General features: G+C 58.3%; 19 protein-coding genes. 11 read left to right on the top strand and 8 right to left on the bottom strand.

Annotated features, from left to right (window positions below; translation table 11 throughout):
• Positions 1-81: 81 nt before the first annotated feature.
• The 3 genes from ACOZJV_RS02400 to ACOZJV_RS02390 are packed head-to-tail and all read right to left on the bottom strand — an operon-like array spanning position 82 to position 2,687.
• Positions 82-390, bottom strand: coding sequence for a putative quinol monooxygenase (locus ACOZJV_RS02400; protein WP_421547570.1), 309 nt, complete (start codon positions 388-390; stop codon positions 82-84).
• A 50-nt stretch (positions 391-440) separates the two neighbouring features.
• Positions 441-1,625 carry an L-dopachrome tautomerase-related protein gene (locus tag ACOZJV_RS02395; RefSeq protein ID WP_421546725.1) on the bottom strand — a complete coding sequence of 395 codons (1,185 nt, stop codon included), beginning with the start codon at positions 1,623-1,625 and terminating at the stop codon, positions 441-443.
• A gap of 54 nt (positions 1,626-1,679) precedes the next feature.
• Positions 1,680-2,687, bottom strand: coding sequence for a zinc-binding alcohol dehydrogenase family protein (locus ACOZJV_RS02390; RefSeq protein WP_421546724.1), 1,008 nt, complete (start codon positions 2,685-2,687; stop codon positions 1,680-1,682).
• Positions 2,688-2,797: 110 nt separating this feature from the next.
• Here ACOZJV_RS02390 and ACOZJV_RS02385 point away from each other — a divergent pair, with 110 nt between their 5' ends.
• On the top strand, positions 2,798-3,688 hold the full coding sequence (locus tag ACOZJV_RS02385; protein WP_078473036.1) for a LysR family transcriptional regulator: 891 nt from the start codon (positions 2,798-2,800) through the stop codon (positions 3,686-3,688).
• A gap of 48 nt (positions 3,689-3,736) precedes the next feature.
• Here the strand turns inward: ACOZJV_RS02385 and ACOZJV_RS02380 are convergent, their stop codons facing one another.
• On the bottom strand, positions 3,737-4,594 hold the full coding sequence (locus ACOZJV_RS02380) for a LysR substrate-binding domain-containing protein (protein WP_421546723.1): 858 nt from the start codon (positions 4,592-4,594) through the stop codon (positions 3,737-3,739).
• A gap of 109 nt (positions 4,595-4,703) precedes the next feature.
• Here ACOZJV_RS02380 and phnD point away from each other — a divergent pair, with 109 nt between their 5' ends.
• The 7 genes from phnD (at position 4,704) to phnX (ending at position 11,679) form a co-directional block, all read left to right on the top strand.
• On the top strand, positions 4,704-5,573 hold the full coding sequence (gene phnD, locus ACOZJV_RS02375) for a phosphonate ABC transporter substrate-binding protein (protein ID WP_421546722.1): 870 nt from the start codon (positions 4,704-4,706) through the stop codon (positions 5,571-5,573).
• Positions 5,570-6,367, top strand: coding sequence for a phosphonate ABC transporter ATP-binding protein (gene phnC / locus ACOZJV_RS02370; protein WP_421546721.1), 798 nt, complete (start codon positions 5,570-5,572; stop codon positions 6,365-6,367). Before phnD ends, phnC begins: the two co-directional genes overlap by 4 nt.
• A 2-nt stretch (positions 6,368-6,369) precedes the next feature.
• Positions 6,370-7,188 carry a phosphonate ABC transporter, permease protein PhnE gene (phnE, locus tag ACOZJV_RS02365; RefSeq protein ID WP_078473040.1) on the top strand — a complete coding sequence of 273 codons (819 nt, stop codon included), beginning with the start codon at positions 6,370-6,372 and terminating at the stop codon, positions 7,186-7,188.
• 137 nt (positions 7,189-7,325) lie between these two features.
• On the top strand, positions 7,326-8,417 hold the full coding sequence (gene psrA / locus ACOZJV_RS02360) for an iron-containing alcohol dehydrogenase PsrA (RefSeq protein WP_078473107.1): 1,092 nt from the start codon (positions 7,326-7,328) through the stop codon (positions 8,415-8,417).
• 124 nt (positions 8,418-8,541) lie between these two features.
• Complete coding sequence (locus ACOZJV_RS02355) at positions 8,542-9,837, top strand: MFS transporter (RefSeq protein WP_201131044.1); 1,296 nt, start codon at positions 8,542-8,544, stop codon at positions 9,835-9,837.
• Positions 9,838-9,892: 55 nt separating this feature from the next.
• Complete coding sequence (locus ACOZJV_RS02350; RefSeq protein WP_078473042.1) at positions 9,893-10,765, top strand: LysR substrate-binding domain-containing protein; 873 nt, start codon at positions 9,893-9,895, stop codon at positions 10,763-10,765.
• 86 nt (positions 10,766-10,851) lie between these two features.
• On the top strand, positions 10,852-11,679 hold the full coding sequence (phnX, locus tag ACOZJV_RS02345) for a phosphonoacetaldehyde hydrolase (protein ID WP_421546720.1): 828 nt from the start codon (positions 10,852-10,854) through the stop codon (positions 11,677-11,679).
• A gap of 75 nt (positions 11,680-11,754) precedes the next feature.
• Here phnX and ACOZJV_RS02340 read toward each other — a convergent pair whose 3' ends face one another.
• Positions 11,755-12,189, bottom strand: a complete 435-nt coding sequence (locus ACOZJV_RS02340) for a hypothetical protein (RefSeq protein ID WP_201131047.1) — start codon at positions 12,187-12,189, stop codon at positions 11,755-11,757.
• A gap of 123 nt (positions 12,190-12,312) precedes the next feature.
• Positions 12,313-12,882 (bottom strand): hypothetical protein, encoded by a 570-nt coding sequence (locus ACOZJV_RS02335; RefSeq protein ID WP_421546719.1) that lies wholly within the window; start codon positions 12,880-12,882, stop codon positions 12,313-12,315.
• A 396-nt stretch (positions 12,883-13,278) separates the two neighbouring features.
• Here ACOZJV_RS02335 and ACOZJV_RS02330 point away from each other — a divergent pair, with 396 nt between their 5' ends.
• Positions 13,279-13,752 carry a hypothetical protein gene (locus tag ACOZJV_RS02330; RefSeq protein ID WP_421546718.1) on the top strand — a complete coding sequence of 158 codons (474 nt, stop codon included), beginning with the start codon at positions 13,279-13,281 and terminating at the stop codon, positions 13,750-13,752.
• A gap of 242 nt (positions 13,753-13,994) precedes the next feature.
• On the opposite strand, the gene ACOZJV_RS02325 is transcribed toward ACOZJV_RS02330, so the two are convergent.
• A complete protein-coding gene (locus tag ACOZJV_RS02325; RefSeq protein WP_421546717.1) occupies positions 13,995-14,186 on the bottom strand; it encodes a hypothetical protein in 192 nt (63 codons plus the stop codon).
• Between the two features lie 132 nt (positions 14,187-14,318).
• Entirely contained in the window at positions 14,319-14,840 is a 522-nt protein-coding gene (locus ACOZJV_RS02320) for a GNAT family N-acetyltransferase (RefSeq protein WP_078473108.1), read from the bottom strand.
• A gap of 191 nt (positions 14,841-15,031) precedes the next feature.
• Here ACOZJV_RS02320 and ACOZJV_RS02315 point away from each other — a divergent pair, with 191 nt between their 5' ends.
• Both ACOZJV_RS02315 and ACOZJV_RS02310 read left to right on the top strand, forming a co-directional pair.
• A complete protein-coding gene (locus ACOZJV_RS02315) occupies positions 15,032-15,598 on the top strand; it encodes a hypothetical protein (RefSeq protein WP_421546716.1) in 567 nt (188 codons plus the stop codon).
• 62 nt (positions 15,599-15,660) lie between these two features.
• Positions 15,661-16,044, top strand: coding sequence for a hypothetical protein (locus tag ACOZJV_RS02310; RefSeq protein WP_421546715.1), 384 nt, complete (start codon positions 15,661-15,663; stop codon positions 16,042-16,044).
• The last annotated feature ends 16 nt before the right edge of the window (positions 16,045-16,060 follow it).

Below are 16,060 nucleotides of genomic sequence, written 5' to 3'. Positions count from 1 at the left end.
GCACCCCGACAGACAGGAGCAACCACCCGGCACGCTAGCGTGCCTGAGAGGTTGAGTGGACGACTGAAATTGGCAACTGGGCTAGGCCGAAACTTGCTCAAGAAATATCAGTTGCAACGGCTCATCCAAAAGCGCGCCGGCCGTGGCGGCAAAGCGTTGAAAGTACGGCATGGCGAAATGAGCATCGAGCGCGGCTTGATCCTTGAAGGCTTCGCGCATATAGAACGTTCCGTGCTCATCGCGCAGCTCGAACAGCACGTAATCAAGGTTTCCAGGTTCCGCCCGGGTCGGTTCTATCAGTGCCAACAACGCCTCTTTCAACGCCTGCCGTTGGCCGGTCTTGGCCTTGAGCACTGCAATCGAGACCACTGCCTGATGGGACGCATTCATCATCAAACTCTCCAGGGTTCGCATTATGTAAACGGTGGCATGGGGTGCGATCAGCGGGTTGGCGCTGGCGCGGCGTCGATTTTGAGCCGCATCAGGCTGTAGGGCTTTTCCCGCTGATCCTGGCCGGAACGGAACACTGCCTGGCGGTGCAATTGGTTCGCGGTGAAGTACAGATAACCATCCGGACCAATTGCCAGGGTGTCGGGCCAGAGCAACCGGGGATCGTGCACCAGTGTTTGCCAACGCCCGTCAGGCAGGCGCTTGCGGATGGCGTTGTGCTCGTAGTCCCCCGCGTAAATGGCGCCGTCGGCGTCGGCTTCCAAACCATCGGAGGCGCCTTTTTCCCCCAGGTCCTGCACCGCGGCGGCAAGCTGCTGTTCGCTGACGTTGGCATCGCGCAGCAACGCCGTGGAGACAGCAAACAGATGCCGACTGGACAGTGGCGTGAAGTAGAGGGTGTTCCCGTCTGCTGACAAGGCGATACCGTCCGAGGCTACCGCCAGCGGCTTGCGCTCACCATTCGGTCCATCGACCATGACTGGCAAGCCTTCGACGACCGGCACAAATCCTGGGGCAACCGAGGTGGCCGGGCCGCCGCTCAAGCGCCGGATGGCACGTCCGCTGGCGATATCCATGACAATGATCGCGCCGGGGCCACGCAGGGAGGAGTCGGTGATATAGACCGTGCCTTGCGTTCCCGTGCGAAAGTCAAAGCGCATGTCATTGACATAGGTGCTGGGCAACATGACGTTATCCGGAAACACCAGCCGCTTGACGATACGGTTGCTGGCAAGATCCACCGCCACCAGTTTCGCCCCGCGCGGCTTCGGATCCGAGAACCCGGGAGCCGCGGTGTCGAGCAACCAGACACGGCCCTGACCATCGGCCACGACACTTTGCACGCTGATCAAACCATCGCCCGGATCCCGAGGGTTCTCCTGGTTGATCTGCGCATTGGGGTAGGCCACCACCTTTCCATCGCGAATTTCACCCACCGTAAACGGCACCGTGTCGCCCCAGCGTGGGAAGTTGACGAAAATCCGTCCGGTCTCACTGACGGTCACCCCCGTGGGCATGGCATCGTAAAAAGCATGGACCTGCTCAAGCTTGCCGAAGGCTTTGTCGGCGGGTGCATCTTCAGCCAATCCGACGGCGGTTATTGCATGGGTCATCGGCACGGCGAACACCGCTGCCGAGACTATCGCGAGTACTGCGGGTAGGTTTTTAATGCGCATGGTGTGCTCCCGATGGGCCTGTCAGCGGCCCACCTGCAGGTGTGGGGACGATGATCAGAAACCTTCGAGAACGATCTTGCCTTTGGCTTTGCCGCTCTCGACCAGCCCATGGGCGCGGCGCATGTTGGCGGCATTGATGAGGCCGAAGTGCTCCCCCAGGGTGGTTCGTAAAACGCCCTGATCGATCAGGTTGGAAACGCGATTGAGCAAGTGGTGCTGCTTGATCATGTCCGGGGTTTCGAACAGCGAGCGGGTAAACATGAGTTCCCAGTGCAACGACAGGGACTTTCGCTTGAGGGGCATTACATCCAGGCTCTGCGGGTCGTCGATCACAGCCAGGCGCCCCTGCGGACGCAGCACCTCGATCAACTGCAAAAGGTGCAGCTCGGTATGGGTCAGGCTGGCCACATAGCTGACCTCTGCCACTCCCAGTGCTTCCAACTGGGGAAGCAGTGGCTGGCTGTGGTCGATCACATGGTGGGCCCCCATGTGCCGAACCCAATCTGCGGTCTCCGCCCGCGAAGCGGTACCGATAACGGTCAGCCGGGTCAACTGGCGGGCCAGTTGCACCAGCATCGAACCAACGCCACCGGCCGCACCGATGATCAGCAGACACTCGCCCTGCCCTGACTCCTCGGCGACCCCCAGGCGGTCAAACAGCAGTTCCCAGGCAGTTATCGACGTCAGCGGCAACGCTGCAGCGGAGGCTGCACCTAACGATCGCGGCTTATGCCCGACAATTCGCTCATCCACCAGGTGCAATTGGCTATAGCTGCCGGCGCGGACAATGGAGCCCGCGTAGAACACTTCATCGCCGGGATGAAACAGTGTCACTTCAGCGCCCACTTCACGGACGATACCTGCGGCATCCCAGCCCAGGATTTTCGGTTCTCTGGTGAAAGTCCCAGCACGCACTTTGGTGTCGACCGGGTTGACTGAAACCGCCTGCACTTCCACCAGCAGATCTCTGGGACCAGGAGTCGGCACAGGAACGTCAATATCCTGCAGTGCCTGAGGATCTTCGATGGACAAGGCGTGTTGGGTAAAGGAAATCGCTTTCATGGACACTCGCTGTATGAAGGGCTGATGCGCTCAATTGCGATCATCTTCGGCTTCCCATGGGCAAAGAAAAACCTGCAGAATGCGCCAACACTTTCACTGCAGGAGTGAAAATGATCCGTATTGATGACCTTGGCCTGTTCGTGCGCAGCGCCGCACTGGGCAGCTTCACCGCCGCAGCACTGGAAGCAGATCTGTTACCTGGCCAGGTTGCAGCGGCGATCAAGCGCCTGGAGCGCGAGCTGGATGTGCGTTTGTTCGCCCGCACCACCCGCAGCCTCAGATTGACTGCCGAGGGTGAGCAGTACCTGCCCACCGCCCTCTCTGTGCTTGAGACCTTGAAGCAAGGAGAGGAAAGCCTGCACGGAGCAAATGCCCGTCTTCGTGGAGTACTGCAAGTGGCGGCACCGTCCGATCTGGGGCGCAATATTCTGCTGCCATGGCTCTCGGCATTCCGCCGCCAGCATCCGGAACTCAGCTTGCGTTTTGTCCTCTCCGACCAGGTGGCGGATCTGTTTCGCGAACCGGTCGATGTGGCGATACGGTACGGATCGAATGAAGATGCCAACTATGTTGCCCTGCCCCTGGCGCCCTGGAATCGCAGGGTGCTGGTCGCTTCCACAGACTATGTCGAGCGCCATGGATACCCGAGCACCCCGGATGACCTGAGCCGCCATCCGTGCTTGCTCTACCTGCAAAACGGCCGGGTCTACGACAAGTGGCGCCTGGGTAACCAGTCGATCCAGGTGAGCGGCCCCCTGTTCAGTGACGACGCCGATGTGGTCCGACGCTGGGCCCTGGGCGGAGAAGGTATCGCCAACAAATCCTGGCTTGATGTCAGCAGCGATGTAGCGGCTGGACGCCTGGTGGTGCTACTGCCTGAGTACCCCGGCGACGCTTCGCCGTTAAGCCTGGTGTGCCCGCACCGTAAACAGATTTCGCCAGCGGTGACTCAGCTCTACAGTTGGCTCAGCAGTCAATTCTCCATGCTGGAGCGCATCTGAGCTCATGCCGTGGGGCAGTAACATCCTCAGGTCCCGGGCAGTTACCGGCTAAGCCAGAACCACATCGAAAAACGAGCTGATCAGCCGACTGGAACGTCGCTCCGCCAGGCAATAGAGATAGGTTTCGGTGTAGAGCGGATCGCCCGCAATGCGGATCGTGCGAATACGAGGATCGGCAATGAACTCGGCCTCGGAGACAACACCCAGCCCCAGCCCCCGCACCACGGCCTCGCGCAAGGCTTCGCGACTGCCGATTTCCATGGCGATGCGCGGAACGATTGCTGCCGCGAGCAACGCCTGTTCCAGGACCAGGCGCGTGGTCGACCCAGGCTCGCGTTGCAGCAGCCGTTGACCTTCCAGCTCCTCCAGGCGCACTGAACCACGCCCGGCAAAAGGATGCTCATGGTGGGCAAACAGAATGATCGGGTGGCGCGCGTAATACACCGAGCAGAGCCCTGGATCATCGTTTCGACCGGCAAGCACCGCAATATCCGTCACATAGTTTTCAAGATCAGCCAGCACTTGGGCCGAGTTGCCGACCCGGATCGACACGTCGATGCGCGGATGGCGCTGAAGGTAGTTATCCACCATTTCGATCACGTGAAAGGGGCCGACCGCGCCAAGCTTCAACTGGCCACTGTCCAGCTGACCGGAGTCACGCAGCAGGTTGTGCGCATCCAGGTCCAGCGCCGCCATTGCTTGAGCGATCGGCAGCAACTGCCGGCCGACATCCGACAACTCGATGCGCCGTCCCCGGCGATTGAACAGTTCCAGATTGTACTGGCGCTCCAGGCTCTGCACCTGGGTGGTCAACGTCGGCTGGCTGAGCCCCAGCGCCCGTGCGCCAGCGCTGAAACTTGCGTGGCGGGCCACGGCGAGAAAGGCGCGCATCTTTGCGGTGGACATCCATAGATCCCATCAATAGTTGAGTGCTGAAATCCATATTGAATTGATCGTATGACTGTCACGTGACATTTCTAGCCTGAGGCCACATCAACCAACCTCCTGGAATGCCATGAACAATTTCTCCAGATTCTTGCGTATCGCCGCTATTGCCTGCCTCTCGATAAGCGCTGCCTGCCAAGCCTCGGCGAACGACAAGCTGAGAATTGGCCTGATCCCATCAGAGGACTCCCAGGCAATGATCGAGTCCAGCAAGCAGGTACTCAGCAGCCTGGAGAAAAAGCTGGGCATGCCCGTCGAGCCCTTTGTCGCGACCGACTACAACGGCATCATCGAAGCATTGCGGGCCGGCAAACTGGACGTGGCCTATCTCGGTCCGTTCTCCTATGTGCTGGCTACGTCGGTGGCCGATGTCGAGGCCTTCGCGGTGGCGGTCACCAAAAAAACCGGCCAGAGCGCCTACCGCAGCCTGATCCTGGCGCACAAGGACAGTGGGATTGGTGAATTGTCCGACCTCAAGGGCCATACCTTCGCCTTTGTCGACCCAAGCTCTGCATCCGGTCACCTATTCCCCAAGGCCGGGCTGGAGCAGGCCGGCTTCGATCCGGAAAAACTGTTTTCACGGGTAATCTTCTCCGGCTCCCATGACGCCAGCATCCTCGCGGTCGCGAACCGCAAGGTCGACGCTGCTGCAGTGGCGGACCGCATTCTTGCCAACGCGGTGGCCAGAGGCCTGGTCAAAGACGATGACCTCCAGGTGGTTTGGAGTTCGCGGCCGATTCCGGAGTCGCCAATGGTCTGGCGCAAAAATCTCGACCCGGCGCTTAAAGAGAAAGTCGCTGCGGCCCTGGCTTCGATCAAGGACGTGCCTTGGGGTGACCAAGGCCAACTGGATGGCTTCCAGCCCACCACTGATGCGGCTTACGACGTGGTACGCGAAACCGCCAAGGTCCTCGACCTCGATTTGCGGAGACTGAAATGATCAGCATCCGCCAACTGACCAAGCATTACGGCTCCAACACGGTCTTGCGCGGTGTCGACCTGGACGTCGCCGCCGGTGAGTTTGTGGTGGTGCTGGGCCAATCCGGCGCGGGCAAGTCGACGTTGCTGCGCTGTATCAATCGACTGGTCCAGGCTGATTCCGGGACGCTTACCGTGGCGGGCATGGATGCACTGACCTGTCGCGATACCAGCGCCCTGCGACGTCAGGCGGCAATGATCTTCCAGCACCACAACGTCGTGCCACGCCTCAGCGTATTGAAAAATGTGCTCACCGGCCGCCTGGGCGCAGTGTCTACCTTGACCTCGATCTTGCAGCTGTTCAGTCGCGAAGATGTGGCGTTGGCCATGCAATGCCTGGAGCGCGTGGAGCTGGTGCATAAAGCCCGGGAGCGCACCGATGCACTGTCCGGAGGGCAGATGCAGCGGGTAGGCATTGCCCGGGCCCTGGCGCAACGACCGAAGGTGATCCTGGCGGACGAGCCGGTGGCCAGTCTCGACCCGAACACGGCGCGCCTGGTGCTGCAATACCTGCGCGATGCCACCCATGAATTGGGGATCACAGTGGTGTGCAACCTGCACCAGGTTGATTACGCCCGCGAGTTTGGGGATCGGATTGTCGGCCTGGCCCACGGCAAGCTGGTGTATGACGGCAACGCGGCCCAGATGACCGAAGCTGATCTGCAGCGCATCTACCCTGGCCAGGCAGTGTCGGCAGAGGATGCAGAGGCGACAGCGGCCAAGCCGCTGATCCGAGCCACAGAGCTGAGGGTTTGAACATGAAACAGCAAAACTATCTGTGGACCGTGGACCTGCCTCGCGGAACCCGCGGTTGGCTATCGACGTGCGCGGTTGTACTGGCCGTGGTGTTGACACTTCACTGGAGCGCCGCGGGCGCGCAGTTGAGCGTGGGTGAACTGGCTGCCGGTCTGCCGCAAATCGGCGATTTCCTGGCGCGCACGGTTCCACCAGACCTGAGCATCCTTCCAAGATTGCTGGCGCCCGCCGTTGAAACGCTGCAAATCGCGATCTGGGGCACACTGCTCGGCGTGTTACTGGCCATTCCGCTGGCATTTCTCGCCGCACGCAACCTGAGCCGAAATCGCCTGGTGTTCCTTGCGACCCGGCAGTTCCTTAACGTGACCCGCAGCATCAACGAACTGATCCTGGCGTTGATATTCGTCTCGGCCGTTGGCCTGGGCCCCTTCCCTGGCGTACTGGCATTGGCGCTGCACGGCCTGGGCATGCTGGGCAAGTTCTTTGCCGAAAGCATCGAGGAGATTGATCAGGGCCCGATAGAGGCATTGCAGGCGACCGGTGCCCGACCGTTGCAGGTCATCGTTTTTGGCGTGTTGCCACAAGTCATCACCGCCTGGATTGCCGTGATCCTGTACCGCTTCGAAGTCAACCTGCGCTCGGCCACCGTGCTCGGCATGGTCGGTGCCGGCGGACTCGGGTTTGAGCTGGTGAGCAGTCTCAAGCTCTTCAAGTATCAGGAAACCGCCACCTGCATCATCGTCATCACCCTGATGGTGATCGCGGCCGATGCCGTCTCCGGAAGACTGCGCAATGCGATTCAGCGAGGAGCTCATCGCTGAAGCCAGCGCATACACAAGCGCCTTGCTGGCTCAGGTATCGGGCCAGCCGATTAAAGCCTGCGAATTATCGATTTGAGCTGTTGTTGAAGGGCCCCGAGTATGGGGCCACTTCCAACAACAAAAACCAGGGACCCACCATGACCACCCGATTCCACAACCCTGTAGACACCCGTTTTGGCTGGAACAGCCTTATTGAACTGGTCGCTATCACCGAAAACCAGAAAGTCGCTCTCGTTACCTTTCCTGAAGCTCGCGGCCTGGGGTTGCTTGATCGGATTCATGACTTGCTGGGCGAGCGCCTGGTGTACGTCATCGACGATGTCCAACCCAACCCGGACGTGGCCCACCTGCGCGACACTTACGATCGTTTCTGGCAACAGGCCGGCGACTGCCAGACGGTCATCGCCGTCGGGGGTGGCAGCGCGATCGATACGGCCAAAGCGTTGATCGTGGGCACCGAGTCGGGGCGCTTTGATGAATTGCTCGCGCTGCTGTCCACGGGAAAGACGTTCGTCCCGGTGCGTAGCAAGGTACTGATCGCGGCTCCGACCACGGCGGGCACCGGCAGCGAAGTCACTCCCTGGGCCACGATCTGGGATTCGGCCAGCCACAAGAAATACTCCCTGCACCTGGAATGCACCTGGCCCAAAGTGGCCATTATCGACCCGCAACTGATGCTCACGGTTCCGGCGGGGGTCACGGTTTCAACGGGGCTGGATGCGCTGTCCCATGCCCTTGAGTCGATCTGGAACATCAATGCCAACCCGGTTTCGGACACCTTGGCCGTCTCCGCCATCGAGGACATTCTGGAATGCCTGCCGCAACTGCGCCGTGACTTATCCAACCATGAACTGCGCTCGCGCATGGCATTGGCCGCGCTAAAGGCCGGATTGGCGTTCTCCAATACTAAAACCGCCCTGGCCCATTCGATCTCCTACGAAATGACTTTGCGCTACGGCCTGGCACACGGAATAGCCTGCTCCTTCACCCTGCCGCTGGTGCTGGGCCTGGCCTGGGGCCACGACGCCGCACGCGACCGGACTCTGCAGCGCATATTCGGTAACGACCTGCAAAAGGCTCAGGGTCAGTTACGTGAATTCCTGCACAGCCTGGATGTAAAAACCGAGTTTTCCGACTATGGGGTCACGGCATCGGAGGCCGAAGACATGGTCAATTTCGCCATGCAGGGCGCCAGAGGCAAAAACTTCATCGGCACACAAGCCGCCTAGAGCCCAACCCCCCCCCCAAGCACTGTCAGCGGCATGACGAGCCGCGACGATTTCCTGCAGCCCCTGAAAAGAGTGCACCCTCCGAACTCACTCGGCGGGAACGAACAATAATAAGGAAAAGATCATGAATCGTGCCTACACCATGCCTGGTCTCGCCGTCCGCACTTCACCGTTCCGAGTCGCCCAATGGCGCATGCTGCTGGCGGCCATGTTCTGCTATTTGTTTTTCTACACCGGACGGCAAACATTCGGCTTCGCCATTCCGGGGATCCAGGCCGAGTTCGGCTTGAGCAAGGAAACACTGGGCTGGGCGTCTGCGGCCATGCTCTGGGCCTACGCTATCGGCCAAGCCATTAACGGTAACCTCGCCGACAAATTCGGCGGCCGCCGCATCATGACCCTCGGCGCCGTCCTGTCCTGTGGAGCTAACTGGGTGACCAGCTTTGCCTCGGGCTTCGTCGGCCTTATTTTGCCCTGGGGAATCAACGGCTACTTCCAGGCCCTGGGCTGGGCACCGGGGAGTCGGTTGATCTCCAATTGGTGGAGTGCCGGCGAGCGCGGCAAGGTGTATGGCTTCTATGTATTTGCCGCCGGGTGCGCCTCAGTCCTGTCCTACGTGACTTCAATCATTGTGCTTGAGGTGCTGCAACTGGAATGGCGCTGGATCTTTCGGCTGCCGGTTTTATTGATGTTGGCCGGCGGCATCATTTTCTACCTGGTGGCTCGTGAGCGCCCCCAGGACCTGGGCTTCGAGGCGCTGGCCGATACCGGCGTCGCCAATGCCGAGGATAAAAACCACGAGGTGGCAGACGGCGAAGCCGAATCCTCCGCGCAACGCTATAAAGCCGTGCTCAAGAATTTCCGCTTGATCGTCGCCGCCATCTCCCTGGGGTTTCAGAACGCTGCGCGCTACGGCCTGATCGTCTGGGTGCCGGTGCATTTTCTGGGGGCCAACTGGAAAAGCGGCGACAGCATGATCGATCCGAAGTGGATTACCGTTGCCCTGCCGGTGGGCATGGCGATTGGTGCCCTCAGTAACGGCTGGGTTTCGGACAAGCTGTTTGGCTCCAAGCGCTACCTGGCAATCATGCTTTACATGTTCCTTGGCGCCGCAACCAGCCTGTGGATGTGGAGCCTGCCCCCCCATAGCGCAATAGGGCTTGTGGCATTGTTTCTCTGCGGCTTCTTTGTCTACGGCCCCGCATCGAGTTTCTGGGCCCTGTGCCCCGACCTGGTCGGAGCAAAACGGGCCGGCACGGCAACCGGAGTCATGAACTTCTCGTCCTATCTGTTTGCCGGCCTGGCAGAGCCGTTGATCGGCAGTATGCTCGACAGTACCGGCAATACATCGTTGATCTTCATCGTGGTTACGTCGGCATGTGTGTGCAGTGCAGCGGTCGCGCTTTTCATCCGACGCTGACTATTCAACATAAAGACACGACTCACGGCTGACCACTCACGAACAGGATCTTTTCATGTACCAGTACCACAAGTGGTTACGCTCCTTTCATGCAGTGGCGAAGACCGGCAGCTTCACACTCGCCGCCCAATACCTGAGCGTCGGCCAGCCAACGGTCAGTGAACAGGTAAACGCGCTGGAGAAAACATTCTCGGTGGAGCTCTTCCATCGTCGTGGACGCTTTATCGAGATGAGTTCGGCGGGACACAAGCTCTATGGAATCACCCAGGGCCTGTTTGGCCAGGAAGATGAAGCCGTGCAACTTCTGCAAAGCTTCAAGCAACGCAAAACCGGCATGTTGCGCCTGGGTGCGGTCTCCCCACCGATTGCGATGAACCTGACGTATGAGCTGATGCAGCAACACCCGGACATTGAACTGGAAACGTCGTTTTCTCCTGAAAAAGAGACACTGGACCGCTTGTTCAACTTCGATATCGATGTGGCGATTCTTGCACTCTCCGAATTCGACCAGCGCTTTGATACCCAGCTTTACCGACGCTATCCGATTATTGCGGTGGTTCGCGACGACCACCCCTGGGCAAGCCAGGACGAGGTTCGGGTCGAGCAAATCAGCGGCGAGAAGTGGGTACTCCGCGAAAAAAGCTCACGCACCCGTCAATTAGTCGAGGAAAGCTGCAAGCGGCTGGACGTAGACCTGAACTGCGTCATGCAGCTCAACAGTCGCGAAGCCATTGTCCACGCCATCGCCAAGGGCATCGGCATCGGTTTCGTGTCCGCCGTGGAGTACGCAGAAACTCCGGGAACCAAACCGATCACCTTTGTTAACCACCCGTTCTCCATCGACTATCACCTGTGCTGCCTCGGTATTCGCCGAAATCGGCCGATGATCGCCGAGCTGTTCGACTCAAGTCCAACGCCGACAACCTGACCCACTAACGCGCTGCACCATTCAAAGGCCTACTTCTCGCAGATGAGAGGGACGGCCGGACCCTACCGCAAAAATGGAGACTCACCATGCACTACCAACACCCTACCCAACTGCAAGCCGTGGTCCTGGACTGGGCAGGTACCGTCGTTGATTTCGGCTCCTTCGCCCCCACTCAAATCTTCGTGGAAGCCTTCGGTGAATTCGGCGTTGCCGTCTCGCTCGAAGAAGCCCGCGGCCCCATGGGCATGGGCAAGTGGGACCACATCCGCACCTTGTGCAACCAACCGCAGATCGCCGAACGCTATCGTGCGGTCTTCGGTCGCCTGCCGACCGATGCCGACGTCACCGCGCTGTATGAACGCTTCATGCCGCTTCAGATCGAAAAGATCGCCTTGCACTCGGCGCTGATTCCGGGAGCCCTGGACGCCATCGGCGCGCTGCGCGAAAGGGGCCTGAAAATAGGTTCGTGTTCCGGTTACCCGGCAGTCGTCATGGCCAAAGTGGTGGAGTTGGCGCGACAAAACGGCTATGTCGCCGACCATGTAGTAGCGACCGATGAAGTGCCCAATGGACGCCCGCACCCAGCTCAGGCCTTGGCCAATGTGATTGCCTTGGGAGTCAGTGACGTTGCCGCCTGCGTCAAGGTCGACGACACCTGGCCCGGCATTCTCGAAGGCCGCAGTGCCGGCATGTGGACCGTCGCCCTGACCTGTTCCGGCAACGCGCTGGGCTTGACCTACGACCAGTACAAGGCGCTGCCTCACGAGCAACTGGCTACAGAACGTGGCCGTATCGCCCACATGTTCGAAGGCGCCCGCCCGCACTACCTGATCGACACCATCGTCGAACTGCCGACAGTCATCGATGACATCAATGCCCGCCTTGCTCGTGGAGAAACTCCGCAGGGCTGCTGACGCAATACGGCTTGGCCGGCTTGCGCCGGCCCGCCACCACGGCTAATTCAGGCGAGCATGTTCTGCATACCTGGTCTATAACCCAGGCGGAATGTACCCAGGTACAAAAGGAACATTTATACATTTGCCATGCAGGATTCGTCCGTCCTCAATTCTGAACAGTACGATTTTTTTGGCTTTATTGACGGTCGCCTCAAGTTTGCAATCAGAGCTGTGCCCAACGGTTTGGTAATACTCGGTGTAAACCATCCCATTGCCCGTGTGATTCATTGAAGTTCCGGCCGCTTCAGTGGTTGTCCAGCTGGAAGATTTATACCAAGTCAGAAGAACCAGCGTTTCGCCGCCAGCGCCGTTCTGTTTCTGCATTGAATCGGGTTTGCCAAATAAATCCAGGGCTTCCTGGACGTCTCGTCCTTCCCAGCGAGACTGGGCAATCAAGTGGCACCCGTTGATAAGCAAAACACTAGGCAAGATGAATATCAGTGAGAATGCCTTAATCCATTTGCACATCACTACTTCCTTTATCATAGGCAAGACAAAATTGTTGAAGACGGGTTCTTGACCCGCCAAGACCGGTGAATGTAAGGAAGAACACTGGCCATTCCTGCTACTGATCAATGCGCCAATTCCCACTTATTTTTCATTGCCCAACAGGGTGTCCAGGTCATCTATCATCTGATTCCTTTTCTGGCTCGGCCCCATCTTTTCGAACATTGCTTGGGCGGTCTGAATCATTTGCATGTATTCCATCTTGCCCATTGCAAGCATGTCATTTTTATTGCGATTACCCGGTGCACAGACAAAGGCAAAGGTGCGTTGTACCCAAGGTTCCTTTACATCCTGCCATTGAGTGGACACCGTCAGATGCCGCAGGCTGTAGTCAAAGCGTTTGACCGATTGACCATCGAGGAAGCGCATTTTGCGCTCGGCGCATTTGACTTCCATGTTGTACACATCAATCACCGGCTTGTTCATGTCTTCATAAACAATGGTGACCGCCGCGACTTTCGCACCCTTGGTCTTGTTGGACGGCACCACGGAAGTTAGGTCGGCCACATACATGACGTTTTGAGAGGCCACGCCGGTACCGTAGATAATCCACCAGTCTCCGACGAGGTTTCCTTCGGCTCTGACCGAAGTGGAAACTGCCAACAATGTTGCCAGCAGGGCAAAGTACTTATTGAAATTGAAGAACGATGGCATGGTGCTGTTCCATTCCTTGGGCCTTGTTGCTATCAACAAGGCTTATTTATTTTTCTGGGGAGAATTACTGGCACAGACAACCCTGGATGACCGTTGCTTGCAGGCAGTTCAACGGTTCCATGGTTGTACGCACTGATTTTCCGAATCCGGCGCTTTCACGCTCATATAGCCCGAACCTTATGAGGCGATATCCGGGCCATTTAGGACTTTAGTAATGAGCGCCTATAAGGGTCAATTAGGGCAGATGTGCTAATAGCCTATTGCCTTCTGAGACTGACGTTACCCAGAGCACGCTGCACAAGCCCCCAGCAAATAACCGCATCGACGCGATTGGCAAAAGAGCTCTTCTCTCAAGGTGTTACGATTACCGGCTTTCACTGCCAGGATCTGCCTTCCATGACACCTATCATCTGTGCCAATGAGTTCGACATCTGCGTCTCAATGCCCGACCTGGTCACATGGATCGAAGACAAGCACATCCCCAACGCCGATCTGTCGGCCGCATTGAATGCCGTGGGAATCGCGCTGAACATTACCGAACTTTACGATACCTACTTCGACGACACGCCTGCTGGCGCCGGCGACGTGCATGTTTACCCGTGCGCTGATAAGCAAAGTTTCCTGGTTATTGATCTATATCGTGACCTGACCGATCAGTTGGACATCGTGAGCGCCTCATTGAAAATCGAGCCAGCCGTGCTCCATTTGGCCCTGCCTTATCTGCGACGCTTTTTCGACGCAGCCGAATGTCAGGTGGCCTTCAGGCAATCCAGTCACTCACAGCAGTTGCGCTCATTGATCGATGAAAGCCGGTACCCTGCACCGGTCGATAATGGTGGCTATCAGCAGCAGCTCATCACCCATGGTTGAGCCCTGCCCGTAGTCCCTTGAATGGCGTTTCATTCTGCTGCTCTGTTCATTCCTCGACTTGAATCCCATAAAAAACCGCCAGCGGCGTACTCCCGTGGCGGCTTTCATGACGACTGCCCAACCAAGGCCAGGAAATGCTCGACGGTGAACGCCGTTCCTGTTGACCTTGCAGGCCTTCAACTCATACCGGAATGGCTGCAGTCCCAGTCAGGACATGTCTAGGCTAAGGGCGAAACGCTCCATCAGCGAAGCTGTTTTTCAACATCCCCAAGGTGGCTTTCGAGCACCACGATGGACTCGCTCAGACCTGCTATCGCGTCATGCAGCGCCTTGACGATGATGAGCATCTCGTCGCTGTGCTTGCTGGCCTGCTGCAAGGCAAATGTAGATCGAGCTTTGACGCGGTCCAGTGGTTCCTTGATGTGATTTCTCATGGCATATCCCTTCGATTTGAGTGGAGGCATAACGCTACTACGGCTCCCACTTTTTCAGCTACTGGGCTTTCATCCATGCTGGATACCCGGACAGACTATTCGGAATGCGGCGCCCCTAGAGCGTGAAGTTCGCTACCGGGAAAGGTCGCGGCGCATCACCACCATTCCGATTTCAGCCTTGTCGGTACTGAAGGGTATTTCGCCCACTGCCTCGAACCCGAAGCGTTCATAGAAGCGCTGCGCATTGGCATTGGTCCTCAGAACATCCAACGCTATAAAGCCTTCATCACGCTCTTTTGCCATCTGGCAAATGACCTGCAGAAGTTGCTTCCCGTAGCCATTGCCTGCCTGTGATTTCAGGAAGTAGATTTTCTGCAATTCCGCGCCCACCTCTGCTGATACAGGCATCGGTTTAGACCAGTTGATCTTTGCAAAGCCTACAACACGGCCCTCTGCGTCGGATGCCAAGAGCCAGCTATGGGCGGCGGGCAACTGCAGTGACTTCTGAAGTGCGTCGATTGAGAAGTCCTGGTTCAGGAAGTCTTGCATACCTGTGGCAGTCCAGATGTCCGAAAAATGTTCTCGGTAAGTCTCTATGCCAATATCACTCAGTGCTTGAATATCTTCGGTAGTCGCTTCTCGAATTGTGATCACTGCCTGCTCCCTGCCTTTGATTGGCGCCAAGCAATACTCGCAACCCGCCCCTCATTTCAAGCCCTGCCTGAGCGAGGGAACAAAGGAGTGTGTCGAGCACAGGTTGGCATTGCCGTGTACAACGTCCAAAGCAAATGCCTGGTTGACCCGGTCAAGCAACGGCTAACCTGCCATTGGAAAGAGGAATTCCCATGAATAAATACACGTTGGCCCCGCTTCTGCTGTCGCTGCTCACCCTGGCCACGACCGGCTGCAAACAGGAAGCGGCGGCAATCTACACCGGGCCTTTCGGCCTGCAGATGGGAATGACCATCGAGCAGGCCCGGGCCGTCACCCAGGTCTTGGGCAGCGACACTCGACGCAACGTTCTGCTGGTCGAACGCCCACCAAGGCCCATTGCCGGGTTTGAGGAGTTGTCCCTCAAGTTCGGTAAAGAGGCCGGCCTCTGCGAAATCTACACGGCGGTCGAGATCCCGGGAGATACGCAGGACTCGGCTATCCGCGCCCGCTTCGAAGAACTGAGCCGGTTACTCGCCCAGCGATATGGCCCGCCTTCGGTCGCCATCGACCAAACCGTCGATGACGAGCGCCAGCAGGTTTTAGTATCCCAGTGGCTGGCATCCCGGGGAGCGAGCCTGGAAGGCGCGTCTGAGGCCGTACTGACGGTGGGTAGGCGCGATGTCGACCCCGTCAGCATCGGCCTGTCCATTTCAGGCTCTGGTTCCGAGCAGTGCCAGCAGGAGCAACGCCAGGAATAGCTGATGGCTGGAGCTCTTACGGACAGGCCACCCAGAAAACCCTTGGCAATTGGAATGCTGCGATGAAGAAAAATACCCTAGGCCTGCTTTTCCTATCAGTTTTATTGGCGGCCTGCGGCCCCAACAAACTCGTTTCCGACCTGCCTTCGCCAAGTCGGCAATACCATGTCGAGGTCCGCCAATGCCCCCAAAGCGGTGCAATCACCTGGAGCGAGAAGATACAGGTCTCCATTCTTGAATCCGGCCTATCGGCAGACTGCCAATCAGCGGTGAACGCGCTGGCGCAGTTCGACGCCAGCGTGCCTGAGAGCCAGCTGCAACTCGAATGGGTTTCAGATACCGAACTCAGAGCCTGGCATCCGGACTTCAATCCCGGCTATGGGCCGGCTGCCGTGACTTACACACACGATGCTCCGGTCAAGGTGATCTTTTCGCCGAAGCGCTGATCCTGGGAATTCCCCA

The organism is Pseudomonas sp. QD4 (assembly GCF_049199125.1).
GTDB lineage: Bacteria > Pseudomonadota > Gammaproteobacteria > Pseudomonadales > Pseudomonadaceae > Aquipseudomonas.
This window is presented reverse-complemented; position numbering and strand designations above follow the sequence as displayed.

Coding starts and splice junctions, on each gene's coding strand:
- ACOZJV_RS02400 (WP_421547570.1), bottom strand. CDS start 390: ATGAATGCGTCCCATCAGGCAGTGGTCTCGATTGCAGTGCTCAAGGCC.
- ACOZJV_RS02395 (WP_421546725.1), bottom strand. CDS start 1,625: ATGCGCATTAAAAACCTACCCGCAGTACTCGCGATAGTCTCGGCAGCG.
- ACOZJV_RS02390 (WP_421546724.1), bottom strand. CDS start 2,687: ATGAAAGCGATTTCCTTTACCCAACACGCCTTGTCCATCGAAGATCCT.
- ACOZJV_RS02385 (WP_078473036.1), top strand. CDS start 2,798: ATGATCCGTATTGATGACCTTGGCCTGTTCGTGCGCAGCGCCGCACTG.
- ACOZJV_RS02380 (WP_421546723.1), bottom strand. CDS start 4,594: ATGTCCACCGCAAAGATGCGCGCCTTTCTCGCCGTGGCCCGCCACGCA.
- phnD (WP_421546722.1), top strand. CDS start 4,704: ATGAACAATTTCTCCAGATTCTTGCGTATCGCCGCTATTGCCTGCCTC.
- phnC (WP_421546721.1), top strand. CDS start 5,570: ATGATCAGCATCCGCCAACTGACCAAGCATTACGGCTCCAACACGGTC.
- phnE (WP_078473040.1), top strand. CDS start 6,370: ATGAAACAGCAAAACTATCTGTGGACCGTGGACCTGCCTCGCGGAACC.
- psrA (WP_078473107.1), top strand. CDS start 7,326: ATGACCACCCGATTCCACAACCCTGTAGACACCCGTTTTGGCTGGAAC.
- ACOZJV_RS02355 (WP_201131044.1), top strand. CDS start 8,542: ATGAATCGTGCCTACACCATGCCTGGTCTCGCCGTCCGCACTTCACCG.
- ACOZJV_RS02350 (WP_078473042.1), top strand. CDS start 9,893: ATGTACCAGTACCACAAGTGGTTACGCTCCTTTCATGCAGTGGCGAAG.
- phnX (WP_421546720.1), top strand. CDS start 10,852: ATGCACTACCAACACCCTACCCAACTGCAAGCCGTGGTCCTGGACTGG.
- ACOZJV_RS02340 (WP_201131047.1), bottom strand. CDS start 12,189: ATGTGCAAATGGATTAAGGCATTCTCACTGATATTCATCTTGCCTAGT.
- ACOZJV_RS02335 (WP_421546719.1), bottom strand. CDS start 12,882: ATGCCATCGTTCTTCAATTTCAATAAGTACTTTGCCCTGCTGGCAACA.
- ACOZJV_RS02330 (WP_421546718.1), top strand. CDS start 13,279: ATGACACCTATCATCTGTGCCAATGAGTTCGACATCTGCGTCTCAATG.
- ACOZJV_RS02325 (WP_421546717.1), bottom strand. CDS start 14,186: ATGAGAAATCACATCAAGGAACCACTGGACCGCGTCAAAGCTCGATCT.
- ACOZJV_RS02315 (WP_421546716.1), top strand. CDS start 15,032: ATGAATAAATACACGTTGGCCCCGCTTCTGCTGTCGCTGCTCACCCTG.
- ACOZJV_RS02310 (WP_421546715.1), top strand. CDS start 15,661: ATGAAGAAAAATACCCTAGGCCTGCTTTTCCTATCAGTTTTATTGGCG.